This is a genomic window from Acidobacteriota bacterium (genome assembly GCA_016716905.1).
Lineage (GTDB): Bacteria > Acidobacteriota > Vicinamibacteria > Vicinamibacterales > SCN-69-37 > SYFT01.
In genome coordinates, this window is sequence record JADJUS010000022.1 from 17,568 (window position 1) to 39,192 (window position 21,625).

A 21,625-nucleotide genomic window follows, 5' to 3' on the forward strand; every position below is an offset into this window, starting at 1 on the left:
CGATGAACGAACCGTCGAACCCGCTGACACCGTGGATTACCTTCGCCGGCAGCGTGCTGATCATCGTCGTTTTGTACTGGGCGCAGGCGGTGCTCGTGCCGGTGGCGCTCGCCGTGCTGATCTCGTTCGTGCTGACGCCGCCTGTGACCTGGCTCGAGCGTTGGATCGGCCGCGTCCCGGCCGTGCTGATCGCCGTGACGCTGGTCTTTGCCGTGCTGGGCCTGGCGGGCTGGGGCCTGGTGCGGCAGATGGAAAATCTTGCCGAAGAGCTGCCGGGTTATCGGGTCAACATCCTCGCCAAAATCGCCGACGTGCGCGGGGCGGGCAAGGGCGGCACGGTCGAGAAGCTGCAAGAGACAATCGAAGAGATCAAGACGGACCTGGGCAAGACCGACGCACCGGCAGGCCGCGCCACGGCGCCGGTGATGATCACTTCGGAACTGGTCTCGGGCTTTCCCGCAATTGCCTGGCTTGGCCCCATCGTTGGCCCACTCGGTACGGCGGCCCTGGTCGTGGTGCTGGTGATCTTCATGCTGCTCGAACGGCGCGACCTTCGCGACCGGCTGATTGGCCTGTTCGGACAGGGCCGCCTGACGGTGACCACCAAGGCGTTTGATGAAGCAGGCAGCCGCGTCAGCAGGCAACTGCTGATGCAGTCGCTGGCCAGCCTTGTGTACGGCGTGGTGGCGGGACTGGGCCTGTATTTCCTGGGCGTACCGTATCCACTGGTCTGGGGTGCGCTTGGCGCGGCGCTTCGCTACGTGCCCTACGTCGGCCCGGTGATTGGCGCCGGCGGCCCGATCCTCGCAAGCCTCGCTGCTATGCCTGGCTGGGCCGGGCCACTCTCCGTCATGGGCATGTTCGTGGTGCTTGAGTTGTTCACGAACCTGGTGCTTGAGACCGCGCTGTATGCCGGTGCGGCGGGCGTGTCGCAGGTCGCGCTGCTGGTGTCGGTGGCGTTCTGGACGTGGCTGTGGGGTCCCCTCGGCCTGCTGATGGCGACGCCTCTGACCGTGTGCGTGGTCGTGCTCGGACGGCATGTGCCGGGGCTGTCGTCGCTGGGCACGCTGATGGCCGACACGCCGGCGCTGGCGCCGGAATTCAACTACTACCAGCGGCTGCTGGCGCGCGACCCCAGCGAGGCCGCCGACATCATCGAGCGGCACGTCAAGAACGAGTCCTGGGGATCGGTCTATGACGCCTTGCTGCTGCCCGCGCTCAACTACGCCGAGCGCGATCGGCTTGAGCGCCGGTTGTCGGATGACGAAGAAAGTGCGGTGATCGACGCCACGCGCGAGTTGCTGTCGGACGCCGCGGAACTAATGCGCCGGCAGCAACCACCGGCCCCGCCTGCCGAAACGCCGGTACTGCCGGCCCCGCGCGAGCCGCTGCGTGTGCTGGGCTATGCCGCCAACGGCGCAGCCGACGAGTTGGCGCTCACCATGCTCGGGCACGTCCTGGCCGACCAGCCCGTGGTGATCGAGACCACGAAGACGCGCGTGCTGGCGTCGGAACTGATCGCTGTGGTCCGAGCGCAGGGCGTATCCGTGGTGTGCATCGCCGATCTGCCCCCCAGCCCACCGTCGAAGACGCGGTATCTGGTGAAGCGCCTGCATGCCGCGCTGCCCGATGTGCGAATTGTTGTGGGGCGATGGGGGCCGCCGGCGCTGGCGGATGACGCGACGCCGGCGTTGCGCGACGCCGGCGCCACGCTGGTGTGCGCGACGCTGGTCGAAACCCGCGACTATCTCGGCGGGCTGGTCGAGATTCCCCGCATCCCGGCGCCGGAGGTCGGCGTCGTGCCGGTCGTGGCCTCCTAGGATGGCGGCTGCATGGTTTCTGATTACCGGCGCACTCCTCATCGGCTTTGCACTCTTCGGCACGCTGCTCAAGCGGCTGCCGGTGACGCCGTCGATGTTCTACCTGGCGGCCGGCGCCTGGCTGGGTCCGTGGGGTATTGGACTGCTGCATGTCGATGCGCTCAACGACACCGACGTGCTCGAGGGGCTGACCGAAGTGGCGGTCGTCATCTCGTTGTTCACCGCCGGATTGAAGTTGCGCCTGCCTTGGTCCGATCGCCGGTGGCGGGTCGCGCTGCGGCTATCGGCGGTCGCCATGCTCCTGACCATCGCCGGTATTGCCGCGATTGCGTTCGCCGCCGGCATGGCGCTGCCCGTGGCGCTGTTGCTGGGCGCCATCCTGGCACCGACCGATCCGGTCCTCGCGTCTGACGTCCAGGTCAGCCACGCGCACGACGGCGAACCCGTGCGCTTCAGCCTCACAGGGGAAGCGGGCCTGAATGACGGCACCGCATTCCCATTCGTCATGCTCGGCCTCGGCCTGATGGGCGCGCACGATCTGGGCGCGTCGCCATGTCGATCGTCCTGCATGGCGTGTCGGTGACGCCCCTGATGCGTAGGTACTCGGCCCGCCGCCGGTAGCGTTGCGCACGGAGTAGCGAAACGTCGCTCGGGCTCGGTCTAACGTAGGGCACAATGCCCTGATGGCGATCGAGGACGACGACCATACGCGACTGTCCGACGGGACAGCCACGCCTGCACCACTTTCGAACAGTGAGCAGGCGACCATGCTGTCGCCTCTCAGCGGCTCAGGCAGCGTGCCGAGCGAGCAGCCCGGGCTCGTGGATGGACAGCCGTTTGGCCCCTACCGCATCGTCCGGCTGCTTGGCCGAGGCGGCATGGGGGAGGTGTACGAGGCCGAGCACCTCGACACAGGCCGGCTGATTGCGCTGAAGCTGCTGCGCGGCCGGATCGATAGCTTCGAGGATCGCGAGCGCTTCCTGCGCGAAGGGCAGATGGCCGCGTCGGTGAGCGACCCGCACACCGTGTACGTCTTCGGCAGCGAAGAAATCGATGGCATGTCCGCGATCTCGATGCAGCTGGTGCCTGGGGGCACACTCAAGGATCGAGTGACCGAGCAGGGCCCGCAGCCGGTCTCGGAAGCGGTCTCGGCGGTTCTCGACATCATCAGCGGCCTCGACGCGGCCCTGGCGGCGGGCATCCTCCACCGTGATATCAAGCCGTCCAACTGCTTCATCGACTCCGATGGCAGCGTCAAGGTGGGAGACTTCGGTCTGTCCATTCCCTCGACCGGGCGAAGCGCCGACCGGACGTTCATGGGCACTCCGCAGTTCGCCTCGCCGGAGCAGTTGCGTGGCGACGCGCTTGACGTGCGTTCCGACATTTATGCCGTTGGCGCCACCCTCTACTACCTGCTGACCGGTGCGCCGCCATTCGAGGGCAAGGACTTCACGGTGCTGATCGATCGCGTGAAGCACGAGCCGCCACCGATGCTGCACAAGGTCCGGTCCGGCGTCCCGGCTGCGCTCGGCACGCTCATCGCGCGCTGCCTCGCCAAGGACCCGGCCGATCGCCCGGCCTCGTATCAGGACCTGGCTCGAGCGCTGCGGCCATTTTCCCTTTCTGGCGCACCCGCAAGACTCGACGTGCGGCTCCTGGCGGGCGCCGTGGACTACCTGCTGATCGCCATTCCCGCCGGCATCCTCAATACGTCCTTCGGTCCGCCCGCGGTCCGACGCGGCTCGACATCTGTGGACCTCGACCCCTGGACGGTCGTCGTCGGGGTGTTGTATTTCGTGCTCTGCGAAGGACTGTGGAGCAGAACACTCGGGAAGCGGCTGCTCGGCCTGCGCGTGTTGTCTCGCACGGGTGCGGTCTCGTGGAGGCAGGCCATGGCGCGGGCCGTGATCTATTACGCCCCCGCCCTGCTGATGCTCGCCCCGACGCTTGTGATGGGCGCGCGTCCATTCGCCGAGTATCTCGTGGCCAACCCTGGCCTGTCGGCCTCGGTGGCCTTTGTGCCAGTCGTTTTGACGCTCCTGTTGTTCTCCACCATGCGCCGGAAAAACGGTTACGCGGCGGTGCAAGACATTCTCACCAAGACCCGCGTGGTAAAGGTCGTCTCGCGCGAACTGCGGCGTCGGGATGCTGGCGAAACAATGGGCGTGGCGCCCGATGCCCGCACGTCGGATTCAGCGCAGCGCCGCCTCGGCCCCTTCATCGTCGGCCGCGAGTTGGCAGTTCTCGAACACGCGCGGCTCTTCGACGGTGTGGACCCGGTACTCAGGCGGCCCGTGTGGCTCGTCGAATGGAGCCCCGTCGAATTGAGTGACGAAGCGCCGGAGACCCCCAGGGCGAGGCGCGATGTGAGCCGCGTCGGCCGATTGCATTGGCTGGCGGGCCGGCGTGCGCCTGGTGACAGCTGGGATGCGTTTGAGGCACCGCAGGGCGCGCGCCTGCAGGCCGGTGACCCTGGCCCAGCCTGGCCAGTGGTACACGGCTGGTTGAAGGACCTCGCCACCGAACTCGCCGCCGCTGAACGCGATGGCACCACACCGCCGCTCGGCGTGGACCGTGTGTGGATCCGGCCCGATGGACGGGCGGTGCTGCTCGATTGGCCGGCCCCGGGTACCGGGGCGCCGGCAGGTCCAGGAACGGCCCAGCAGTTGCTGACGGCGGTGGGTCATTACGCGTCTTCACCGCCCGCATCGGCGGTGGCCATGCTCGATCGGTGGCAGAAGAAGCGGGCTGTTCCCCTGGCGGAACTCATCGGCGATCTGTCAGTCGTCACGGCGTCGGGCGGCGCGGTCACCCGATCGCGGCGGGCCTGGCCGCTGGTCCTTGCCGCATCGCCCGTGATCCTGATGCTGGTGATTGCGGCTGTCGCGATTCGCATCAACGTGGTCTTACCGCACGATCGGTTCGTAGCGGACAAGCTGCTTGACGACCTGACGGATGAGCGCGAACCAGCACGGCAGCAGGCCCTCAAGGTGTACCTGGCGGGCGCCTTGCGGCCAGAGCTCATGGCCGCCGACGCGCCCTGGCGATCGGCCGACGAGGATGATAAAGACGCGCGTGCCCTCCGCGCCCTGGCGGACTCGGCGGCTGCACTGACACCGAGCGAGGCTGAGGTTGCTGAGGCAAAGACGAAGCTCGCGCCAGCGCTACAGCGCGCCGAGAGGCAGTTCCTTGCGCAGGACAATTCGACGACCATCTTCGTCGCGTTGTTGCTCGTGGGCGCCGGAATGTCATTCTTCGGTGGGTTGGTGTCGGTCCTGGTGCGTCCAAGCGGCTTCGTGCTCGCGTCGCTCGGGATGGCGGTTGTCACCGGGCGTGGGCGCGAGGTCGGCCGCGTGCGAGCGGTGTTTCGTCTGATCCTGGCGTGGTTACCGCTGCTGATCTACGGCGCGCTTCTGGCGTGGCCAGTCACCCGCGCCGCAGTCTTCTCGATCGCCGTCGCCTCCCTGGCTGCGGCTCCGACGATCCTCGGGTTTGTGTGGGCCCTGCTGCGTCCCACACGCGGACCACACGACATGATCGTGGGGACGTCGATTGGATCCCGCTGAGGGGCAGCGACGACTTACTCGGCAGCTCGCAGTGTGGCCGAAGTCAACCCCACGGTTTTCATGAACGCCTGCCTGTCGGGAATCTGGCCCAGGAGATCGAAGTAGAGGGGCAGGCTGCCTTTCACCGGCACCCAGGCCCGAGGGGCGTCAAAGTCGAGGACGGCATCGTGATATTTCCTGCGGACCACCGGTGCCCCCAGGCGAGACAGTTCGATGCGGCGGCGGAAGAACAACAGGGTGCGAATCTCCAGCGTCTCGCCGACGGTCTTGTCTGCCTGAACCACAAGGACCGCTCCGAAGAACAGTGACGGCGCGATCAGCGCCAGCCCGCCGACGAACAGCCAGAGACTCCACGACGCCAGACCAGTGAGCAGGAACCCGGAGGCGAGGAACAGGCCGAACGCGATGAGTCCGCGCCAAACCCACGCCAGGACCCCGTACTTGTAGAGCATCATGCGGGACTGCCTATCGCTTCATCCGGTCTTTGATGTCCTTGAACGAATCTCTGATGTCCTTCGTGAGGCTGTCGCGGATGTCGTGACGCATCTTCGCAGCCATGTCGCGCACGCTGCCGTCCACCGCGCCCTTTCGCTCGGGACGCGTGATCGCAAGGGCCGGCGTTGCCGCGAGGTTGCCCAGAATCCACGAAGCCTCCGCCCTTGTCGCCGCTTCGAACGTGTCGAACGACATGCGGAAGTAGCCGTTCTGGCCCCAGTCCTGGCCCCAGCTGTTGCGAACGGTGAAGTATCCGCCATCGAGGTCGTAGCCGACGAGCAACATTGAGTGACCTGTCTCCCGCTTGGCTTTGTCAATTTCCGCCAGTGGCGCGTCCGGCATAACCCCGGTCTTGCCCGCTTCCTGATAACACCACTGCGGTATCGACACGCCGATGACGACGGGATATCCCGACGCCAGCGCGCCTTTGATGTTCTGCATCCCGTCAACGCGGGCGTACTCGATTGGCGTGTTTGGCGACGCCTGGTCATATGCCTGGCGGCTGGGTTCTGTCTTCAGCAGGTCTGGATCGTAGGGCCAGACGTTCTCCGGGGGCGCGCCAAAGGCCAGAAACGCAGCCATGCCCTGAGCCGTGGTCGTGCCGCCGTCTTCGCGCTCGTTGCCGCTCATGCGCCGCGCGTTGAAATAGACAAACATGCGGCTGAGTTCGACGACGGGTTTGCCGGCCTTGCGCTGCTGATGCTCGAGCGCGCCGACCGCCGCGTTGGCGACGCAGCTGCCGATCTGCCCCTGATCTTCGACGGCGCCGAGGTTGTCGCGCAGGTCCGTCTGGCGCGGCAGCGTCCTCACGTCGAGTGCGGCAAGATGATCCCGTTCAGAGACCGCGCCCGCCAGGAGCCCATCGAGCCGGCGTCCCATCGCGATGCCTGGACCTTGATGCGTGGTGTAGACCGCCTGGCCGCAGGACGTGCAGTTGGACTGTGCCGGGGAGAGCGAGTTCTTGCAGCGATAACACTTCATTCACATACTCCAGTCGCGAGCCGCTAATGCAGGTGGTCGAAATGCAGCTGGCCTGCGCTTCGCCCAAATCCGTACGTCATCTGATCGAGGTTGATGTGTCTTCTGTCAGGCTGCAGTTGTCCGCCGCCCTCCGCAATCGCCTGCCGGTTCATCGTCGAGTAGACGACGTATCTGAGAACGGCGCCATCGAAGGTCCCCTTGATGACCACCGGCCCCATGCCCGTGACCAGGCCGGTGCCCTCGACGTTGGTGCCGTCCTGGCGGAAGTCGAGTCGATCGCCGCCGTCATTGAGCCAGACGCCGGACATGTTGAACGAGGCAGGCTGCACTCCGCGCCCCTGATTCGGATCGACCGGTTGGACCGCATTAAATTCAGGTCCTGACAGATCCTCTTCCGGGCGATCACTCATCCAGGCCATCACCGCCAGAACGGCGATCCCGATGCCCAGCCACATCTTGGTGCGCGCCGGCATGTTGGTGAAATATGCCTGCCACACGTTCGGCCCCGGCGGAGTCGGCGGCGGACCCGGCGGCGCGGGCGGGGGCACTGGAAGGGGCGGTGGGTCCGGCATCACCGGAGTCGGGCGCACGCCCTTGACGGCCGCTCCGATGGCGCCATCGAACTCTGCCGCCGATGCGAATCGATTGCGTGGCCGCGCCGACAGGCCCTTTTCGAGCAGCTCATCGATCGCCTTCGGCACATCGCGGCGGCTCGTGCTCACCATCTCCCATCGTCCCAGCGGCGGCGCCTCCATCAGCAGTTCGTAGAGCATCACCGAGAGCGAGTAGAAGTCCGCCGTCGGGCCGACCGAGTCTGCCGACGTGTTTTGCTCGGGTGCCATGTACGGCGGTGTGCCGAGCGCGCCACCGGTGGCCGACGCGGCCCCCACGGCTTTCGCAATGCCGAAGTCGAGGATCTTCAGATCAAAATTACCGGCGTCCGGGTCGCCATCCAGAAGCACATTCTCAGGCTTCAGATCCCGGTGAACGAAGCCGAGGCGATGCGCTTCGGCCACGCCCGCCAGCATCGCTTTCATGAGGCCGGCTGCCGTGTGGACGCTCACCTCGTTTCCGCTGCGCTTGGCGGCGTTCATCCACGAGCGCAGGGTTCCGCCCTTGACGTACTCCATCGTGAAGTACGCCTGCCCCTCGCACAGCGACACGTCGTAGACCGCCACCACGTTGGCATGCCGGATCTGGCGGGCGGTGCGGCCTTCGCTCATCAGCCGATCGAGCGCCTCTTCACCAGCGACAAGAGAGGGATGAATGAGCTTGAGGACAATCTCGTCTTTGGTATTGGTATCGGTTGCCACATAGACGATCCCCATCCCGCCTTCGCCGATCTTGCGGACGATCCGGTAGCGCTCGTCGAAGAGCGTTCCGGGCTCGAGCACCGATGCCGACGCTTCTCGCATGGGCGCCACAGTATTCAGCCCGCTGAAGGTCTTGGGCCCTCGGGCCGGGGTTGCGGTGCCGCAGTTCGGGCAGAATGCCGCACTGGCGGAAAGAGGAGTCTGGCACTTCGGGCACTTCATTGTTGGTGGGCCTTCATGGCGTCATCGCGGGGCTGCGACGAATCTCAATGCGATCGACCGAGCCCAACGATGAGGCAAAATGCAGCTTCAGCGCAAATTTGTCCGGACGGCCGGAAATTGGCACCACGCGGTCTGCAGGTGTGAGCGATGCGACGTCGCCCGACAGGAGCGGCGCGTCGTTCACACTCATCCCCTGGGTCGCGCGCGCCTGAAGGCAGAGCCGGTCATTGACGATCAGAAGGTCGAAATGGTGACGCGAAATCGCCATCGTTGCCGGTTCATCAACGGCCCCCTGACGATCGTAGGCACGCAGGCAAAGGTCGTTCGCGATCGCCGTCGCGTCGGCAGCACCCGTCCGTGAGTTGCGGCCGCACGCCAGCCGGCCTGTCCGCGTCGCGGTCATGGGTGTGCCGGGCGCGTCCTCCGCGCGAAAGCCATTAAACGTGAATTCGACGTGGCGCGGCACGCGCACACCAAGTTCCCGGTATCCCCGGATGCCGTTCGCGAGTTCCCACTTCTCCGCGCGTTGCAGATCAAGGGGGGTACGCGCGCGCTCGGCGACCGCCGCCGGCGACGCGCCTTCTTCGGGACCACTCTTGTAGAGCAGTGCCTTGTCGCCGCTGATCGCGTGTCCGCCCTCGCTGATGGTCGCGTTGTCGCCGCTGACCACGTCGCCGCCGCTGGCCAGGCCGTGGATCGTGCCGCCGCTGATATTGATGGTGGTCTGATGCGCGTCCTCGCTCGACACGGTCAATGTGACCGCCGACGAAAAGGCGTACTCCTCTTCGAGGCCTTTGTAGCGCGATGCGATCACCATGATCATCGACAGGGTCTGGGTGCCGCCCTCGATGAGTGGCGGGGCATCCAGCGTGAATCGGCGCTCGGTTCCCGCGTCGAGGTGTTCCCAGGTCAACGCGACCGGCTCCTGCGAACGGCCGTCGCCTTTCACCATGTGTTTGACCCAAATCGGCCGCGCGGCGGACGACGCGTTGCGCAGGATGAGTGGCACGGACACGCGCTCGCCCTTTTTCGCCCGCACTCCCGCGCCGGCGTCAATCATCAAACGGGGGCTCACGCACGCTGCACACTCCCCGTTCGGAGTCACCAGTCCCTTGCACTCGCTGAACGCCATGCAGCGCAGCAATGCATGCCCGCACTCGTTGCAGAACGCGCGACTGCTGGCGGCGGCAGCCGTCGCGCAGCACCCTTGGTACGGACGCCACTCCATCGCGCTACTGTCGCATCTGACGGCCGCAATTTTCGCAGAAGCGATCGGTAATCGGAACGGCGGTGTGGCAGTTTGGACACTCAGTCAGTCCGGTTCCGCCGACGATAGGCACAACGCCCATTCCACCCATGCCGGCACCTGCGGCCGCCATACCGACACCCTGCGCCACCCCGGTCGCCCCCTGCATGCCGGAATCAAACAGATGACGGGCCTGTGCCTCCGACGACACCTTGGCCTCATTCGCCTGCTGAACCATTTCTCGCATCAGCGCGATGCGGTCCACGCCCTCGGCCGCCCGGGCTTTCGCCTGTTCGACCATCACGTTCGCCACCTCAGGCGAGAATCCCGCCTGAATGGCGATGATCTGCTCCGGCGTCGCATTGCCCAGCGCCTTGATTCTGGCCAGCAACGTCTCGCTTTCCAGCCGGGCTGCGTCCATCGCCCGCCGGTGCTCTGCATCGCCGCCCTTGATGGTGATGTCGGTTTCGCGATCCTTGCCGTCAAGATCGACGTCCTGCAGGTCGCGGAGAGTCTTGATCCGGTCCGCCTGCTCCTCGCGATCGAACTGAAGCTTCAAGCGCCCCAGCGCCAACCCCTGCTGGCCGTCAGCCAGCTGCCCTTCACGCTGGACCGCGAGAATGTCCTGATCGATACGGACGATGGCCAACTGGTGCTGTTTTTCGCGCGTCGCCAGATCCATCTCGACGTCGCGACGTTGGCCGCCCGTGCGCGCCATCTCGATCAGGTGCCGCTCGGCCTCGAGCTGCGCCTGCAACCCATCGAGCCGCTGTGTGCGGTTGAGGTCGAGTTCGTGTTTGAGCGCCGCCATCTGCTGCACGCGGATGCCGGTTTCGCGCGCATCGATGAAACCCAGCTCGTTCGCCAGAATGAACCGGCGGAGCTCGTCTTCGCTGGCCGCCTTGACCTTCTCGACGTCGAGATCGGTTTTCAGGCTGATGATGGTCGATTCAGCGTCACGCGCGACTTCGCGGGTAAGGATCTGGAATTCGCGTTCAAGCGCTTCTTGTTCACGCTCGAGCTGCCGCTTGACGACAAGCGCCTGCTCTTCCTCATTGAGCGCCCAGGTCACCGAGACCACGCGCGCCAGGAGGCCCAGATCGCCGGCGATGCGCTCCACTTCCTTCATGGCATCGGCTTGAACCTTGTCCTGCAGGCCGATGTTGCCGCGGAGTTCAAGCGCGTCCACCTGCCTGATCGTCGCGCTCAAGACACGTTCACCAATGTGGGGCGACAAGCGGCTGAGGATGCTCGTCTTGGTGACCGCGGAGTGCTCCTTCATCAGCCCGAGGATCCCGGCCGGTCGTTCGGGATTGACCTGCAGTTCGATGGTGAACTCGCCGGCCACCGGTACGTTGTCCTTGGTCAGCGCCGTGGCCGGCACCGTCAGCTGGAACGGCTTCAGGTCCGCAATCAGCATCCGCAGCGCGTGCTTGCCGCCGATCGCGTCCTTGAGGGAGCGCCAGACGCCTCCAATTGAAAAATGTCCGCCCGGCGCCGCCTGGGCGATCTGCCCGTCGCGAATCAGCATCGCCATCAGGTCCGGACCGACAGCCAGCCGCTGCTCGATCACGCCCTGGAATTTGTCGAGGGAGATGTACTCCCCCAGCAGGTTGTCGTCGCTAAGTCTGATCTGAGTCGTCGCCATTCATCGTCTCCGTTATCGCTTTGCGGTTGCCTGGGCTTTCCGCCACTTCTTCGACCCTTCGGCGAAGACGATGACGTTGGCGGCGATGACGATAAGAGCCACCACGGTGCCGGCCATGTGCTCACTGACGAGCTGGCTGAGCGCTTCCCAATTGGACAGTCTTTCAACTCCCTGTTGCAGGGCACCGATGCTGTTCAGAGTGCCAACGATCAGGGTGATCAGGGCCAGAACCGCCGTCGTCATTGCGGCAAAACGTGACCAGAGGCTGGCAGTCTCCACAGCGCTCGTGGGGCCCTCCCCCTGCAGGACCTTGTCGTAGGCCTCGCCACGCTCGATCGCCTGCCGCCGCTTGTCCTTGTCGACGGTCAGGAAGTCTGGCTTGATGTGCTGCGAGCGGCTCGATTCGGCCCGCGTCAGGTTGTACGCGCGGCGATGAAAATACGCGATCGTCCCAGTGACCGCCCACAACGCGGTGAACGAAAACAGGCCCCATGAGAGGAGGCGCAGGACGGTATCGATAGTCTCTGGATTTGTCGCATCACTCGTTTGCATGCTTCGTCCGATATTCACGCAGCCGGCCGGGGCGTCCGGGGTGGGCCCACGCGGCTAGGATGTGCATAATACTGACAAACCCGCGTGCGCCAAAGTCAATTTGTGTCACTCATCGCTGTCTTCGTCATCTTTGTCTGCCTGCCCGTCGGCGCGGCCAGGGAATTCGAGGACACACACATCGAGTTCCGGATGACCGAAGGATCGTTCGGACTCACCTCCATCCTGCTCGCGGGATCGCGGATGCGCACCGATGTGGGTGCCGAGAGCCTCATCGTGGAGTCCACGTCCAGGACGGTTGTGATGCTGAATCATCAGCGCAAGACGTTCTCCCGGATCACGGAGGCCAATCGCGAGGCCTTCTTCAAGGCGATCGCCGGGATGATGGCCGAGTTCAGGAAGTCGTTTGAGGACCTTTCGCCTGCAGAACGAGCAGCACTGCTGGCCCGCCAGCCGGAACTGACCCCACTCATCGACGGCGGAGCCACGACCGTCGAACCGGGCGGCGTCAGCACCGTCGCCGGCCGCACGTGCACGGTGCACCGATTCACGTTGAACAAGGTTCCGTCGGGTGAAGCGTGTGTGGTGACCGCCGAGAGCCTTTCGCTCCCCGAGAAGGACGCGGCCAGTTTCAAGGCGGCGCTGGCGGTGCTCTCGGGCTTTACCACCCAACTCCAGAAGCTGCTGCCGCCGGCGCCGTCGAACGCGAGCGTCCTGTCCGAGTCCAGCGTTCCTCTGCGTCAGACGACAATCGCGCTTGGAGTGCGGCACACCTCTGAGTTCGTCGGGGTGTCTCACGGCGCGATCTCGATGGATGTCTTCTCGATTCCCGCCGGCTACACGGAGGCCACTCCGGGAGGATGAGGTTCGGCCCCCTGCTCATCCTCGTCGGCATTGTCGCCCTGGCCCAGCACGAGTATCGGCTCGAGCGGGCGGACACCCTGGCCGTCGTCTACGTGTTCTGCACCGCTGCGGGACTGGCACTCAGCTTCCGGCGGTACAGCGTCCTGAGGTGGCTCGCCGCCAGCTTGCCGTTCTGGAGCCTGGCCAACGCCGCAGGGTGGTCGATGTTTCTCGCGCTGGTCCTGTCGATCGGAAGCATCGCGGTGCTCGCCGTCGGCCCAACACTTCCGGGACGCCGAAACCGGCGCGACGTTAAGCCCCTTCCCCACCTGGCCCTCGGTCCCGTCGCGGTGATCCGGCCGGCGGCCTATTCGGGTGGACGGCGAAGCCGGGGCGTCGGAATCGCAGCGTGGGTCTTTGCAGGGCTGATGGTAGTCTTCGCCGGCCTGGCGGTGTTCACGGCCTCACGCGACGTTGCCGCGGCGCTGGCCATCTCGAGCGCGATCATTGCGGGCACACTCGTCTTCAGCAACTGGTTCGCCGACCGCGTCAGGCTTCGCATCGACGAACGCGGGCTGCACTCCCGCGCGCTGTTCCGGGAACAGACGATCCCCTGGCCTGAGGTGGCTGGCCTGACGGTCAGGCACGTGTACCTGCCCGCCTACGGAATGCGGCTGAGGTACTTTGTCGTGTTCTCCCCGTCGCGGGAGTTTGCGTTTCTCGGCACGATGCACGGCGCGGAGGAACTGAAGGCATCGATTGAAACGGCGGTTGGGCTGAAATGGCCGTAACCAGAGCGCCTCTCTTTACGTCCCGCCCGGCCGTTCGCGCTTCATTTCGGTCCAGCGCTGATCCTGAAACACGCTGCTGGGATCAAACGTGGGAGAGTTGCTGAGAATGTAGCTGCCGTTGCCGCGGCTCCACGCCTGACCGTAGCCGCTGCTGAGTTCGACGGGACCGCTCGAGTCGCGCCAGGTCTCGACCTCGCGAATCGTCTGGACGAAGGCCTTCTGTTGCCGGTCCTGGGAGTCCTGCCGGAGTTCCCACGATCGCATCTGCCGATCCTGAGCCTCACTTTGTGCTTGTGCGTAGGACGCGGCCTGCTCACCCTGCAGCCGCAGTCTATCCATGCGGCCCGCGTGCTCGATATTGCCCAACTGCGTCATGAAATTGGTCTTCACCTGTTGCCACACGGGGTTCTGCCGGTAGCTGGATTGAATGGTGTGAAACAGTTTCGCGCCTTCGTCGCGGCGCGCGGCGGGAAAGCGCAAGAGCACATGATAGAGGACGCTCGTCGTCCAGTCCGACGAGGCGCCACCTGTCACCATGTTGGGCTTGCGAGTGAAGCGTTGGCTGACGCCGACTTCCATGACACCTTCGTCGCCATTGGGCCACGTGACCTTGCCAGTCACATACGAGGTCTGCTGCTGCATCTGGTTGCCGTACTGAGCTGCGACCTGGTTCGCCTGGGCGTCAAGCCTCCGCGCGAACGCCACCTTGGGCTCATCGACCGTGATGTCGGATGCCGTGGCCTGCAAATCACGCTGGGCATAACCCTTCATGTAGCGCTCGGCGTCAAACGTCGTGCTCAACTCGCAGCCGCCGGACTGTGCGCCAGCCTGGTAGATCTGCATCATCGACTGGTCGTCTGAGTACAGGAAAGACCGCGACGGCATGATCTGGTAGCGGAACGTCCCGTCCGCCGACGTCGCGGTGACTTCGTTACTGGCGCCGTCGGCCCGGCAGCCGTTGACCAGGTTGACCCACTTCACGCCACCTTGAATCGTCCAGCCGCGCGGAAACAGCATGCTGAACGCCTCGACGGGTCGATCGAAGCCTGCTTCGTCGAGGAAGAGGCGCCGCTCGAGGACGAGGTAGTCTTTGCCTTCGACGAAGTTCGAGGCCGCCGCTTGACTGGGAGCCGGCGCGGCCGCGCCAGGCGCCGCAGGCGCGCCGGACGCCGCGGGCGCACCCGCGGTGGAAGCGACGTCAGTGCCGCCGCCACAGGCCACGGACATGCAGATGAGTGACAGGAACGCGGCAAGTTGGGGACGCATGGCAGCGGATTATAAAACAGCCCGCCTTCGCCAGGCAGTCGCTTCGCTTCTGGCTACGGCGGGGCAAGCTCTTCGGAGGCCGGGTCTTCAGACCCGGCGAGGGCGCTACTTCAGTCCCGCGTTATCTACGACCCAGCCGCCGTCCGAGCGGCGGAGGCGTGCGACGGCCTCCTTCGGCGCCGGAGGCATGTAGCCGACCACCTCGGCCATCTTCGTCGGCTTCCACGCCCAGGTGTATTTCACAGCCACGGTCCCGCCGCGCTCGGTCCGGACGTCGGTCACCTCCAGCACCTCACGCGTGGCGACTTCGACGGGCGTGTCAAACTGGACGCCCGCGGCCGTGGCTTTCGGCGTCAGCGTGGTGCGCACCATCGCGAGTCGCACCTGACGGCTCGTCAAGCCGTTCTGTTTGGACTGTGCGTGCACCGCGTCACACGACGGATCCGGCGAGCGCCCGTCTGGGTCGAACCGAAACTCCTTGAGCTCGATGCGGACGACGCCGGCATTCACCGCGTCGTACAGAGGCCCCTTGTCTCTCAGGTTCTGAAACGTCTCCACGAAGTCCGGCTGGCCCATGGTCTCGAAGGAAAAATCCGGATTCGCCGTCATGCAGTACGTTGACGCCGGCAGAGTCCTGGTGAGCTTCGAGGCGAACGTCGGATCGGGGGCCGCGGACAACGCCGCGGCCGCTTCTGGTTTCGTCGGGAGGTTCGCGCCGCACGCGACGATAGTCAGCGGGACCAGCGACGTCGCGGCGAGCATGAAGAGCGGTGAGTGTCGACGTGTCATGGTCGGATGGCTCAGCGGGAGGCGACGGTGAAGCGGATCATGACGTCCTCAACGAAGTCCGCCGTGATGCGTGAATCGCCACGAGTGAAGACAAGAGTGACCACGCGCAGCGTGCCTTCGCGCCGCTCGGACACGGACTCCGGCCGGCCGAACTGTCGCTCGGCATCGGCGCGCAGCATGCCCTTGCGCGGCAAGCCGTCGCCTCCGCGCGCGCCACTGGAGTCGTCCGGGCGAGCCGCGGTGACGCCGCCCTGAGGCGCCGGCGAAAAATCCACGAATTCTGCGAGCGCGGACATGATGTCATTCGGATTCAGCGTCGCGGGGACGTTGGCGGCAAACCGCACGTTGAAGCGCGACCCGCCCTGAAGGCGTCGTTCAGCCACCTGCGTCCGCTTGCGTTCCTCCGCGAATGACCGGTCGACGGCGATGCGGCGATTCTCGCGCTCCCGGGCATTGCGGACGTCGTCGAGCTCGCGCTGGAGTTCGCGCTTTCTTGCGGCGTCGGTCTCCCGTTTGACCGCCGCTTCCAGATCCTTCTCGCGGTTGGTCTTCTGCACATCCGGCATGTTCACGGACAGGCTCGTGTCGTCGCCGAATGTGCCGTACCCTCCGCCGTCCAACTGGAACTCGACCATGTCCTTCTTGACCTTGATGGTCGTGATCGTGGCCGTCTCCCCGCTACGGATCGACGTGCCGAATCGCCGCAGGCGATCGCCATACTGTTTGGCATCAAAAGGACGGTCCACCCGGATGTCCACGCCCTCGGACGCTCCGGGCATATCGATGCGCAGGGTGACACGCTTGCCTTCGAAGTGCCGCTTGATTTCTGCTTCGTTGGGACCTTGCGCCTCGGCGCGCGGAGCCGCCAGCGCGATTCCAAGCAGGACGGCGATAACCAGAGAACCGGGTCGAAAAGTCATCGGCGGATGTTATCGCACGCGGACGCCGCTCACGCCGTCCATCAGCCACAGATTGGTCGTCGTCCTGGCCGTCGCGAAGGTGAGGCTCTTGCGGTCAGGCGTCCATGACAGGCGGAGCGATGGATTAAACAGCGCTGCAGGCAAACACTCGCGCGGGTAAAGCCAGACCACTCGGCTATCGCTCTCCATACCCGTCACGATAGCTGCGCCGGAAGGCTTCCCGATAGCCCGCCTGGTACTCGGGCCGCGGGCCAAAACGGGCCTCGTAGCCTGAGTCGGATTGTTCGAGCTCGCGCTGACCTTCGAGGTCCCAGGCGCCGGCCTGTTTGTCCTCGCGTCCGGCCTGGCGGCCTTCGATGAGCCCGCGCTCGTGGCCGGCCTTGAACGCGGCGCTCCTCACCGGCTGCGACGCCGCGCCATTAAACTCCTCGCGCGTGAGGCGGCCGTTGCGGTCGAGATCCCGCGCGTCGAAACTCGCGCGTGACCAGTGCCATTCATCAGACGTGATGACACGGTCGCGGTTGTGGTCGAGGCCGGTGAACCCGCGCGCGGTCCAGTCATCGAACCGGCACTCGCGCTCGTCCGAGTCGAACGCCCGCATTGTTGCGTGTGCGCCGGATGGGCGCAGTTTCATACAGCACACCCACTGAGCAATACTGACGGGGCCCATGGAATACCTGATTCATCTCGGCTACGTCATCACCCTCTGCGCCCTGCTGGCCCGCGACATTCTGCTACTGCGAACCCTGCTGGTCGTCGCGCAACTCATCGTCGGCACCTACGCCTTCTCCCGCGGCATCCTGCCGATCGGATTGTGGAACTCGCTCTTTGCGTGCATCAACGTGGTCTGGGTCGTCGTGATCCTCCTTGACCGCCGCCGAATCCAGCTGCCGGCAGGCCTTCAGCCTATTTATGACCGGCACTTCACCGCGCTCAGCACCCGCGAATTCCTGCGGTGGTGGGCGCTGGGCACACGCGACACGATGCGCGACGCACGGCTGGCGTCGAACGGCGTCCAGCCAGAGTCGCTCTACTTCCTCCTCAAGGGTACCGTTCGGGTGCAACGCCGGCAGACGATGGTGACGGAGCTTCCGGCCGGGTTTTTTGTGGCGGAGATGAGTCTCTTGACGGGCCACCCGGCCAACGCCGATGTGGACGCCGTTGGAGAGATCGAAGTCATGCGCTGGCCGGCGCAGGAGTTGCTGGCTCTCCGGGACCGCAGCCCCGGACTGTGGATCAAGATTCAGTCGGTGCTCGGATTCGATCTGGTGGAGAAAATTCTGCGCGGCGACGAGCGGCTGGCGTCACATTAGGGGTGTCATCGGTCATGGTGTTGACAGTCGACACCAACAGCGCTATTGTCGGCAGGCGACATCATGACCAAGACCGCTGCTCCGGACCTATTGCCAGGCACGCTGGATTTGCTGATTCTCAGGACGCTGCAGACCGAGCCTATGCACGGCTGGGCCATCTCGGAACGCATCGAGCAGATTTCCAGGGACGTCCTCCAAATCAACCAGGGCTCGCTCTACCCTGCGCTCCATCGTCTTGAGCACCAGGACTGGATCGAGGCCGAGTGGAAGACCTCGGAGCTGGGGCGACGCGCGAAGTACTACCACCTCACACCCTCGGGCCGCCGCCAGCTTGCGAGAGAAGCCGACGAATGGACGCGCCTCGCAATGGCGATCGACCGCGTAATGAAGCTCGCCTGACGCCATGACCCTCAGAGACCTGTACCTGCGCCTTCGCGCCATCGTCCGGCCTCAGCCGGTGGAGCGGGAACTCGACGAGGAACTGGCGTTCCACATCGATCGCGAGGCCGCCAGACTGGCCGCCGCCGGTGCCGACCCCGCCGAGGCTCAGCGACTCGCGCGCCGGCGGTTTGGCTCAGTCGCGCTTGTGGCGGACCAGTGCCGCGACGAGCGCCGCACCGCCTTTGTGGATACCACCGTCCGCGACGTCAAATACGCGTTCCGCGAGTTCAGGCGCGCGCCGCTGACCGCATTCACCATCACCGCCACGATTGCGCTTGGGCTCGGCATCGTCGCGGTCGTCTTCATGTTCTATTCCGCCATGTTCCTCCGTGCCGACGACGTGCCGGAGCCCGACCGGCTCTTTGAGGTGCGGCGGCCACCTGAGCCTGGCGCGGGAGCCTGGGTGGCCTTCACCCGGCCCGACTACGAGGCGCTCCGAAGCCAGACCACAGTCTTCACGGACTCGGTCGCCATGCTCAATGGCGTCGCGGCTCGTGTGGATGGCCGGACATTCAACGGCACGCTGGTCACCTCCAACTTCTTCGAGACCATTGGCGCCGCCCCATTGCTGGGCCGCACCCTTGGCCGCGGTGACGATGAACAGCCGGGCAGCGAGCCGGTGATCGTGCTGAGCCATCGCGGCTGGACGCAGTTCTTCGAGCGTGACCCGAACGTTGTAGGCCGTTCCGTGGAACTCAATGGACACCCGTATCAAGTGGTCGGCGTGATGGCTGCGGGCTTCCGCGGTCTGGGAATCACACCTCCCGACTTCTGGACTCCACTCGGCCGCCTCTCGCACCTTCGTCAGTCGTCGTCCGGCAAGGAAGATTCGTACGCCATCGACATCGTCGGCCGCCTGAAGCCGGATGTCTCGGTTGAGGCCGCCACAGCGGCGCTCTCCGCCTGGGCGGTGGCCAATCCCGCACTCAAGGAAGCGGGGGGCCGTCCGAAGTCGATCAGGCTGGTGGCCAGGCGAGGGTCGCTCCCAATCAGCGCGCTCGACGGCCTGCTGGGGTTCGCGCCACTCTTTCTCGCGTTCGGGCTCATCCTTCTTATCGGTTGTGCCAACGTGGCCAACCTGTTGCTCGCGCGGGGGCTCGCGCGTCAGCGCGAGATCGGTATCCGCCTCTCACTCGGTGCATCGCGACGGCTCATTATCCGGCAGCTGCTGACCGAGAGCCTGCTGCTCGCGTCGGTGTCGGCCGCGGGCGGCCTGCTCGTGGCAAGGTTGACGCTCGACGCGGCGGTCCGCGTGGCCACGGCGGTAATGCCGCCGGAGCTCAGCGAGCTCATCAGCCTTGCTGCCCTGGCAGCCGACTGGCGGGTGTTTGTGTTTCTTGCAGGCGGCGCGGTGTTCGCCACGGTGCTGTTCGGTCTGGCCCCCGCGATTCAATCCACGCGAGTCGAGCTGATCAGGACGATGCGCGGAGAGATTACGAGGGATGCGCGACCAGGCCGGGCGCGCAACGCGCTGGTCGCGGTTCAGGTGTCGGCGTCTGCGCTGCTGCTGATTGCAGCGGCCGTCTTCCTGCGCGGCATGATGTCGGCGTCGGCAGCGCAGCCAGGACTTCGGACGCAAGACACCGTTCTTCTCGAGATGACGAATGAACACCGCCGTGCGGGGCTGCTGCAAGCGGTCGGGAGCGATTCGTCAGTGGCACTCGTGGGGGCCGCGTGGCCGTTCGGCATCGGCGGCACGTTGGCAGAAGCGAATGGAGTGCCGGTCGAGTTCAAGTTCGCCTCGCCTGAATACTTCGAGGTGTTCGGGCTTACCGTCGTACGCGGACGCCTCTTCACCAAAGCGGAACGTCAGGCATCGGCTGGCGTTGTGGTCATTTCCGAGACCGTCGCCCGGAGAATCTGGCCCGACCGCGATGCCGTGGGCCAGACGATGACGCTTGACCCATTTGAGCGAAAGGGCGTCGAGCGGCTCGGCCAGGACGTGGTGACGCCCGAGTTGTCGAGCCGATCCCTCACGGTGGTGGGTGTGGTCCGGGACGCACGGGTCGGCCATGGGATGTTCGAGATGGTGGATGCCGGCGTCTACGTGCCGATCGACGCGAGCAGTGCCGGTGCCTCGCTGGTGCTGCGCGTCAACGGCGACCCCGACCAGGCGCGTCGCGCCCTGATCGAGCGGCTGACACCGGTCGATCCCGCCATGGGACGTATCACGACGGTTCGAACCATGGCTGGATTCGCGGGTAACGTCCTGGCATTGGCTTCATCAGTGGCCGTCGCCCTCGGCGTGTTGGCCCTGGGTCTGACGGTGTCGGGCCTCTACAGCGTGCTCTCGTATGTCGTGGCACGACGGACGCGCGAAATCGGCGTCCGTATGGCCCTGGGTGCGACGAAGGGCCGCGTGGCGCGCCTGGTGCTGTCGCAGTCGTTCGGCCCCGTCGGTGTTGGCATTGGTGCGGGAGCCGCTCTTGCGGCTCTGCTGGCCGCGGCGTTGCTTTCGACCTCCGCGTCTGCCGAGATCAACGGCATGGTTCGCGTGTTCGACCCGCTGGCCTACCTCGGCAGTGCGGCCGCGATCGTGGTGGCCTGCGCGATTGCCGCGGCGGTCCCCGCCATTCGCGCGGCCAGGATCGACCCCATGACCACGCTCAAGCAGGAATAGGGTCGCCCCAATCACTGAGATACGCTAAGCCGGACCAGGAGGAGATTCCGGTGAATGTCGCGACACTCAAGACCTTGCTTCGCCGGTTCGCCGACTCCGTCCTTCACCAACCGGCGACCGCCCTGGCTCTGAGCGCAGAGATCGACCGCCTGAGAGCCAGTCCGCGATTTCAGGACCGGAAGTGTCTCATCCCATTCGGTCGCAAGATCTACTCGCAGACCGACGAAGACGGGATCATCCGGGAGATCTTCTCCCGGATCGGCGTCACCAACCGGACCTTCGTCGAATTCGGCGTGGGCGACGGTCTGGAGAACAACACGCTGGCCCTGCTGTTCGACGGCTGGAAGGGTCTGTGGATCGAAGGGTCGGCTTCTCTGACCAGACGGATCCGGGCGAACCTCCCCTCGGTGATTCGCGAGGGACGTTTGAGCGTGACCACCGCGTTGGTCACACGCGACAACATCGACGCGCTGATCGCGGCCGCCGTCCCGAGCGGGGAAATCGATCTGATGTCGGTGGACATCGACGGCAACGACTATCACGTGTTTGAGTCCGTCACCTGCGTTCGCCCCCGGGTGATCGTCATGGAGTACAACGCCAGGTTCCCGCCGCCGCTCGAGTACTGCATGGCCTACGACGCGGCGCACGTCTGGAGAGAGGATGATTGCTTCGGGGCTTCGCTCAAGTTTCTGGAACTCGCTCTCGCCAGGCGGGGCTATTGCCTGGTGGGCTGCAGCCTCAGTGGCGTCAATGCGTTCTTCGTCCGTCAGGACCTGGCCCAGGGCAATTCCTGACTCCCTTC

20 protein-coding genes and 1 pseudogene are annotated in these 21,625 nt (G+C 65.4%); 9 read left to right on the plus strand and 12 right to left on the minus strand.

Going from position 1 to position 21,625, the window contains the following annotated elements:
* Positions 1-2 precede the first annotated feature (2 nt).
* From IPL75_16205 to IPL75_16215, 3 genes are all read left to right on the plus strand, one after another.
* Complete coding sequence (locus IPL75_16205; protein MBK9241747.1) at positions 3-1,820, plus strand: AI-2E family transporter; 1,818 nt, start codon at positions 3-5, stop codon at positions 1,818-1,820.
* Between the two features lies 1 nt (position 1,821).
* Positions 1,822-2,403: a cation:proton antiporter gene (locus IPL75_16210; protein MBK9241748.1), complete on the plus strand. Its 582-nt coding sequence runs from the start codon at positions 1,822-1,824 to the stop codon at positions 2,401-2,403.
* 100 nt (positions 2,404-2,503) lie between these two features.
* Positions 2,504-5,386 carry a protein kinase gene (locus IPL75_16215; GenBank protein MBK9241749.1) on the plus strand — a complete coding sequence of 961 codons (2,883 nt, stop codon included), beginning with the start codon at positions 2,504-2,506 and terminating at the stop codon, positions 5,384-5,386.
* 14 nt (positions 5,387-5,400) lie between these two features.
* Here IPL75_16215 and IPL75_16220 read toward each other — a convergent pair whose 3' ends face one another.
* The 7 genes and pseudogenes from IPL75_16220 to IPL75_16250 all read right to left on the minus strand — a co-directional run bounded on the left by IPL75_16220 (position 5,401) and on the right by IPL75_16250 (position 11,843).
* Complete coding sequence (locus IPL75_16220) at positions 5,401-5,841, minus strand: hypothetical protein (GenBank protein ID MBK9241750.1); 441 nt, start codon at positions 5,839-5,841, stop codon at positions 5,401-5,403.
* A 10-nt stretch (positions 5,842-5,851) separates the two neighbouring features.
* On the minus strand, positions 5,852-6,862 hold the full coding sequence (locus tag IPL75_16225; GenBank protein MBK9241751.1) for a C1 family peptidase: 1,011 nt from the start codon (positions 6,860-6,862) through the stop codon (positions 5,852-5,854).
* A gap of 23 nt (positions 6,863-6,885) precedes the next feature.
* Positions 6,886-8,277 (minus strand): serine/threonine protein kinase, encoded by a 1,392-nt coding sequence (locus IPL75_16230; protein MBK9241752.1) that lies wholly within the window; start codon positions 8,275-8,277, stop codon positions 6,886-6,888.
* Between the two features lie 54 nt (positions 8,278-8,331).
* Positions 8,332-8,397, minus strand: a pseudogene (locus IPL75_16235) (zinc-ribbon domain-containing protein).
* Between the two features lie 13 nt (positions 8,398-8,410).
* Positions 8,411-9,625 (minus strand): hypothetical protein, encoded by a 1,215-nt coding sequence (locus tag IPL75_16240; protein MBK9241753.1) that lies wholly within the window; start codon positions 9,623-9,625, stop codon positions 8,411-8,413.
* Positions 9,626-9,629: 4 nt separating this feature from the next.
* On the minus strand, positions 9,630-11,291 hold the full coding sequence (locus tag IPL75_16245) for a zinc ribbon domain-containing protein (GenBank protein ID MBK9241754.1): 1,662 nt from the start codon (positions 11,289-11,291) through the stop codon (positions 9,630-9,632).
* Positions 11,292-11,303: 12 nt separating this feature from the next.
* On the minus strand, positions 11,304-11,843 hold the full coding sequence (locus IPL75_16250; GenBank protein MBK9241755.1) for a hypothetical protein: 540 nt from the start codon (positions 11,841-11,843) through the stop codon (positions 11,304-11,306).
* Positions 11,844-11,945: 102 nt separating this feature from the next.
* Between IPL75_16250 and IPL75_16255 the strand changes: the two genes are divergently transcribed.
* Both IPL75_16255 and IPL75_16260 read left to right on the plus strand, forming a co-directional pair.
* The gene (locus tag IPL75_16255; protein ID MBK9241756.1) at positions 11,946-12,704 is read left to right on the plus strand and encodes a hypothetical protein; all 759 of its coding nucleotides are present in this window, start codon (positions 11,946-11,948) and stop codon (positions 12,702-12,704) included.
* On the plus strand, positions 12,701-13,474 hold the full coding sequence (locus IPL75_16260; GenBank protein MBK9241757.1) for a PH domain-containing protein: 774 nt from the start codon (positions 12,701-12,703) through the stop codon (positions 13,472-13,474). Before IPL75_16255 ends, IPL75_16260 begins: the two co-directional genes overlap by 4 nt.
* A 15-nt stretch (positions 13,475-13,489) precedes the next feature.
* On the opposite strand, the gene IPL75_16265 is transcribed toward IPL75_16260, so the two are convergent.
* The 5 genes from IPL75_16265 to IPL75_16285 all read right to left on the minus strand — a co-directional run bounded on the left by IPL75_16265 (position 13,490) and on the right by IPL75_16285 (position 17,083).
* Positions 13,490-14,740 carry a hypothetical protein gene (locus IPL75_16265; protein MBK9241758.1) on the minus strand — a complete coding sequence of 417 codons (1,251 nt, stop codon included), beginning with the start codon at positions 14,738-14,740 and terminating at the stop codon, positions 13,490-13,492.
* 105 nt (positions 14,741-14,845) lie between these two features.
* Positions 14,846-15,529 (minus strand): hypothetical protein, encoded by a 684-nt coding sequence (locus IPL75_16270; protein ID MBK9241759.1) that lies wholly within the window; start codon positions 15,527-15,529, stop codon positions 14,846-14,848.
* An 11-nt stretch (positions 15,530-15,540) separates the two neighbouring features.
* Positions 15,541-16,449, minus strand: a complete 909-nt coding sequence (locus IPL75_16275; protein MBK9241760.1) for a hypothetical protein — start codon at positions 16,447-16,449, stop codon at positions 15,541-15,543.
* A 9-nt stretch (positions 16,450-16,458) separates the two neighbouring features.
* Positions 16,459-16,638, minus strand: a complete 180-nt coding sequence (locus tag IPL75_16280) for a hypothetical protein (GenBank protein ID MBK9241761.1) — start codon at positions 16,636-16,638, stop codon at positions 16,459-16,461.
* Entirely contained in the window at positions 16,625-17,083 is a 459-nt protein-coding gene (locus IPL75_16285) for a hypothetical protein (GenBank protein MBK9241762.1), read from the minus strand. Before IPL75_16285 ends, IPL75_16280 begins: the two co-directional genes overlap by 14 nt.
* A gap of 34 nt (positions 17,084-17,117) precedes the next feature.
* Here IPL75_16285 and IPL75_16290 point away from each other — a divergent pair, with 34 nt between their 5' ends.
* The 4 genes from IPL75_16290 (at position 17,118) to IPL75_16305 (ending at position 21,617) form a co-directional block, all read left to right on the plus strand.
* The gene (locus IPL75_16290) at positions 17,118-17,762 is read left to right on the plus strand and encodes a cyclic nucleotide-binding domain-containing protein (GenBank protein ID MBK9241763.1); all 645 of its coding nucleotides are present in this window, start codon (positions 17,118-17,120) and stop codon (positions 17,760-17,762) included.
* Positions 17,763-17,825: 63 nt separating this feature from the next.
* Positions 17,826-18,161, plus strand: coding sequence for a PadR family transcriptional regulator (locus IPL75_16295; protein MBK9241764.1), 336 nt, complete (start codon positions 17,826-17,828; stop codon positions 18,159-18,161).
* A 4-nt stretch (positions 18,162-18,165) separates the two neighbouring features.
* Complete coding sequence (locus tag IPL75_16300; protein ID MBK9241765.1) at positions 18,166-20,823, plus strand: ABC transporter permease; 2,658 nt, start codon at positions 18,166-18,168, stop codon at positions 20,821-20,823.
* Positions 20,824-20,873: 50 nt separating this feature from the next.
* A complete protein-coding gene (locus IPL75_16305; protein MBK9241766.1) occupies positions 20,874-21,617 on the plus strand; it encodes a hypothetical protein in 744 nt (247 codons plus the stop codon).
* Positions 21,618-21,625 lie beyond the last annotated feature (8 nt).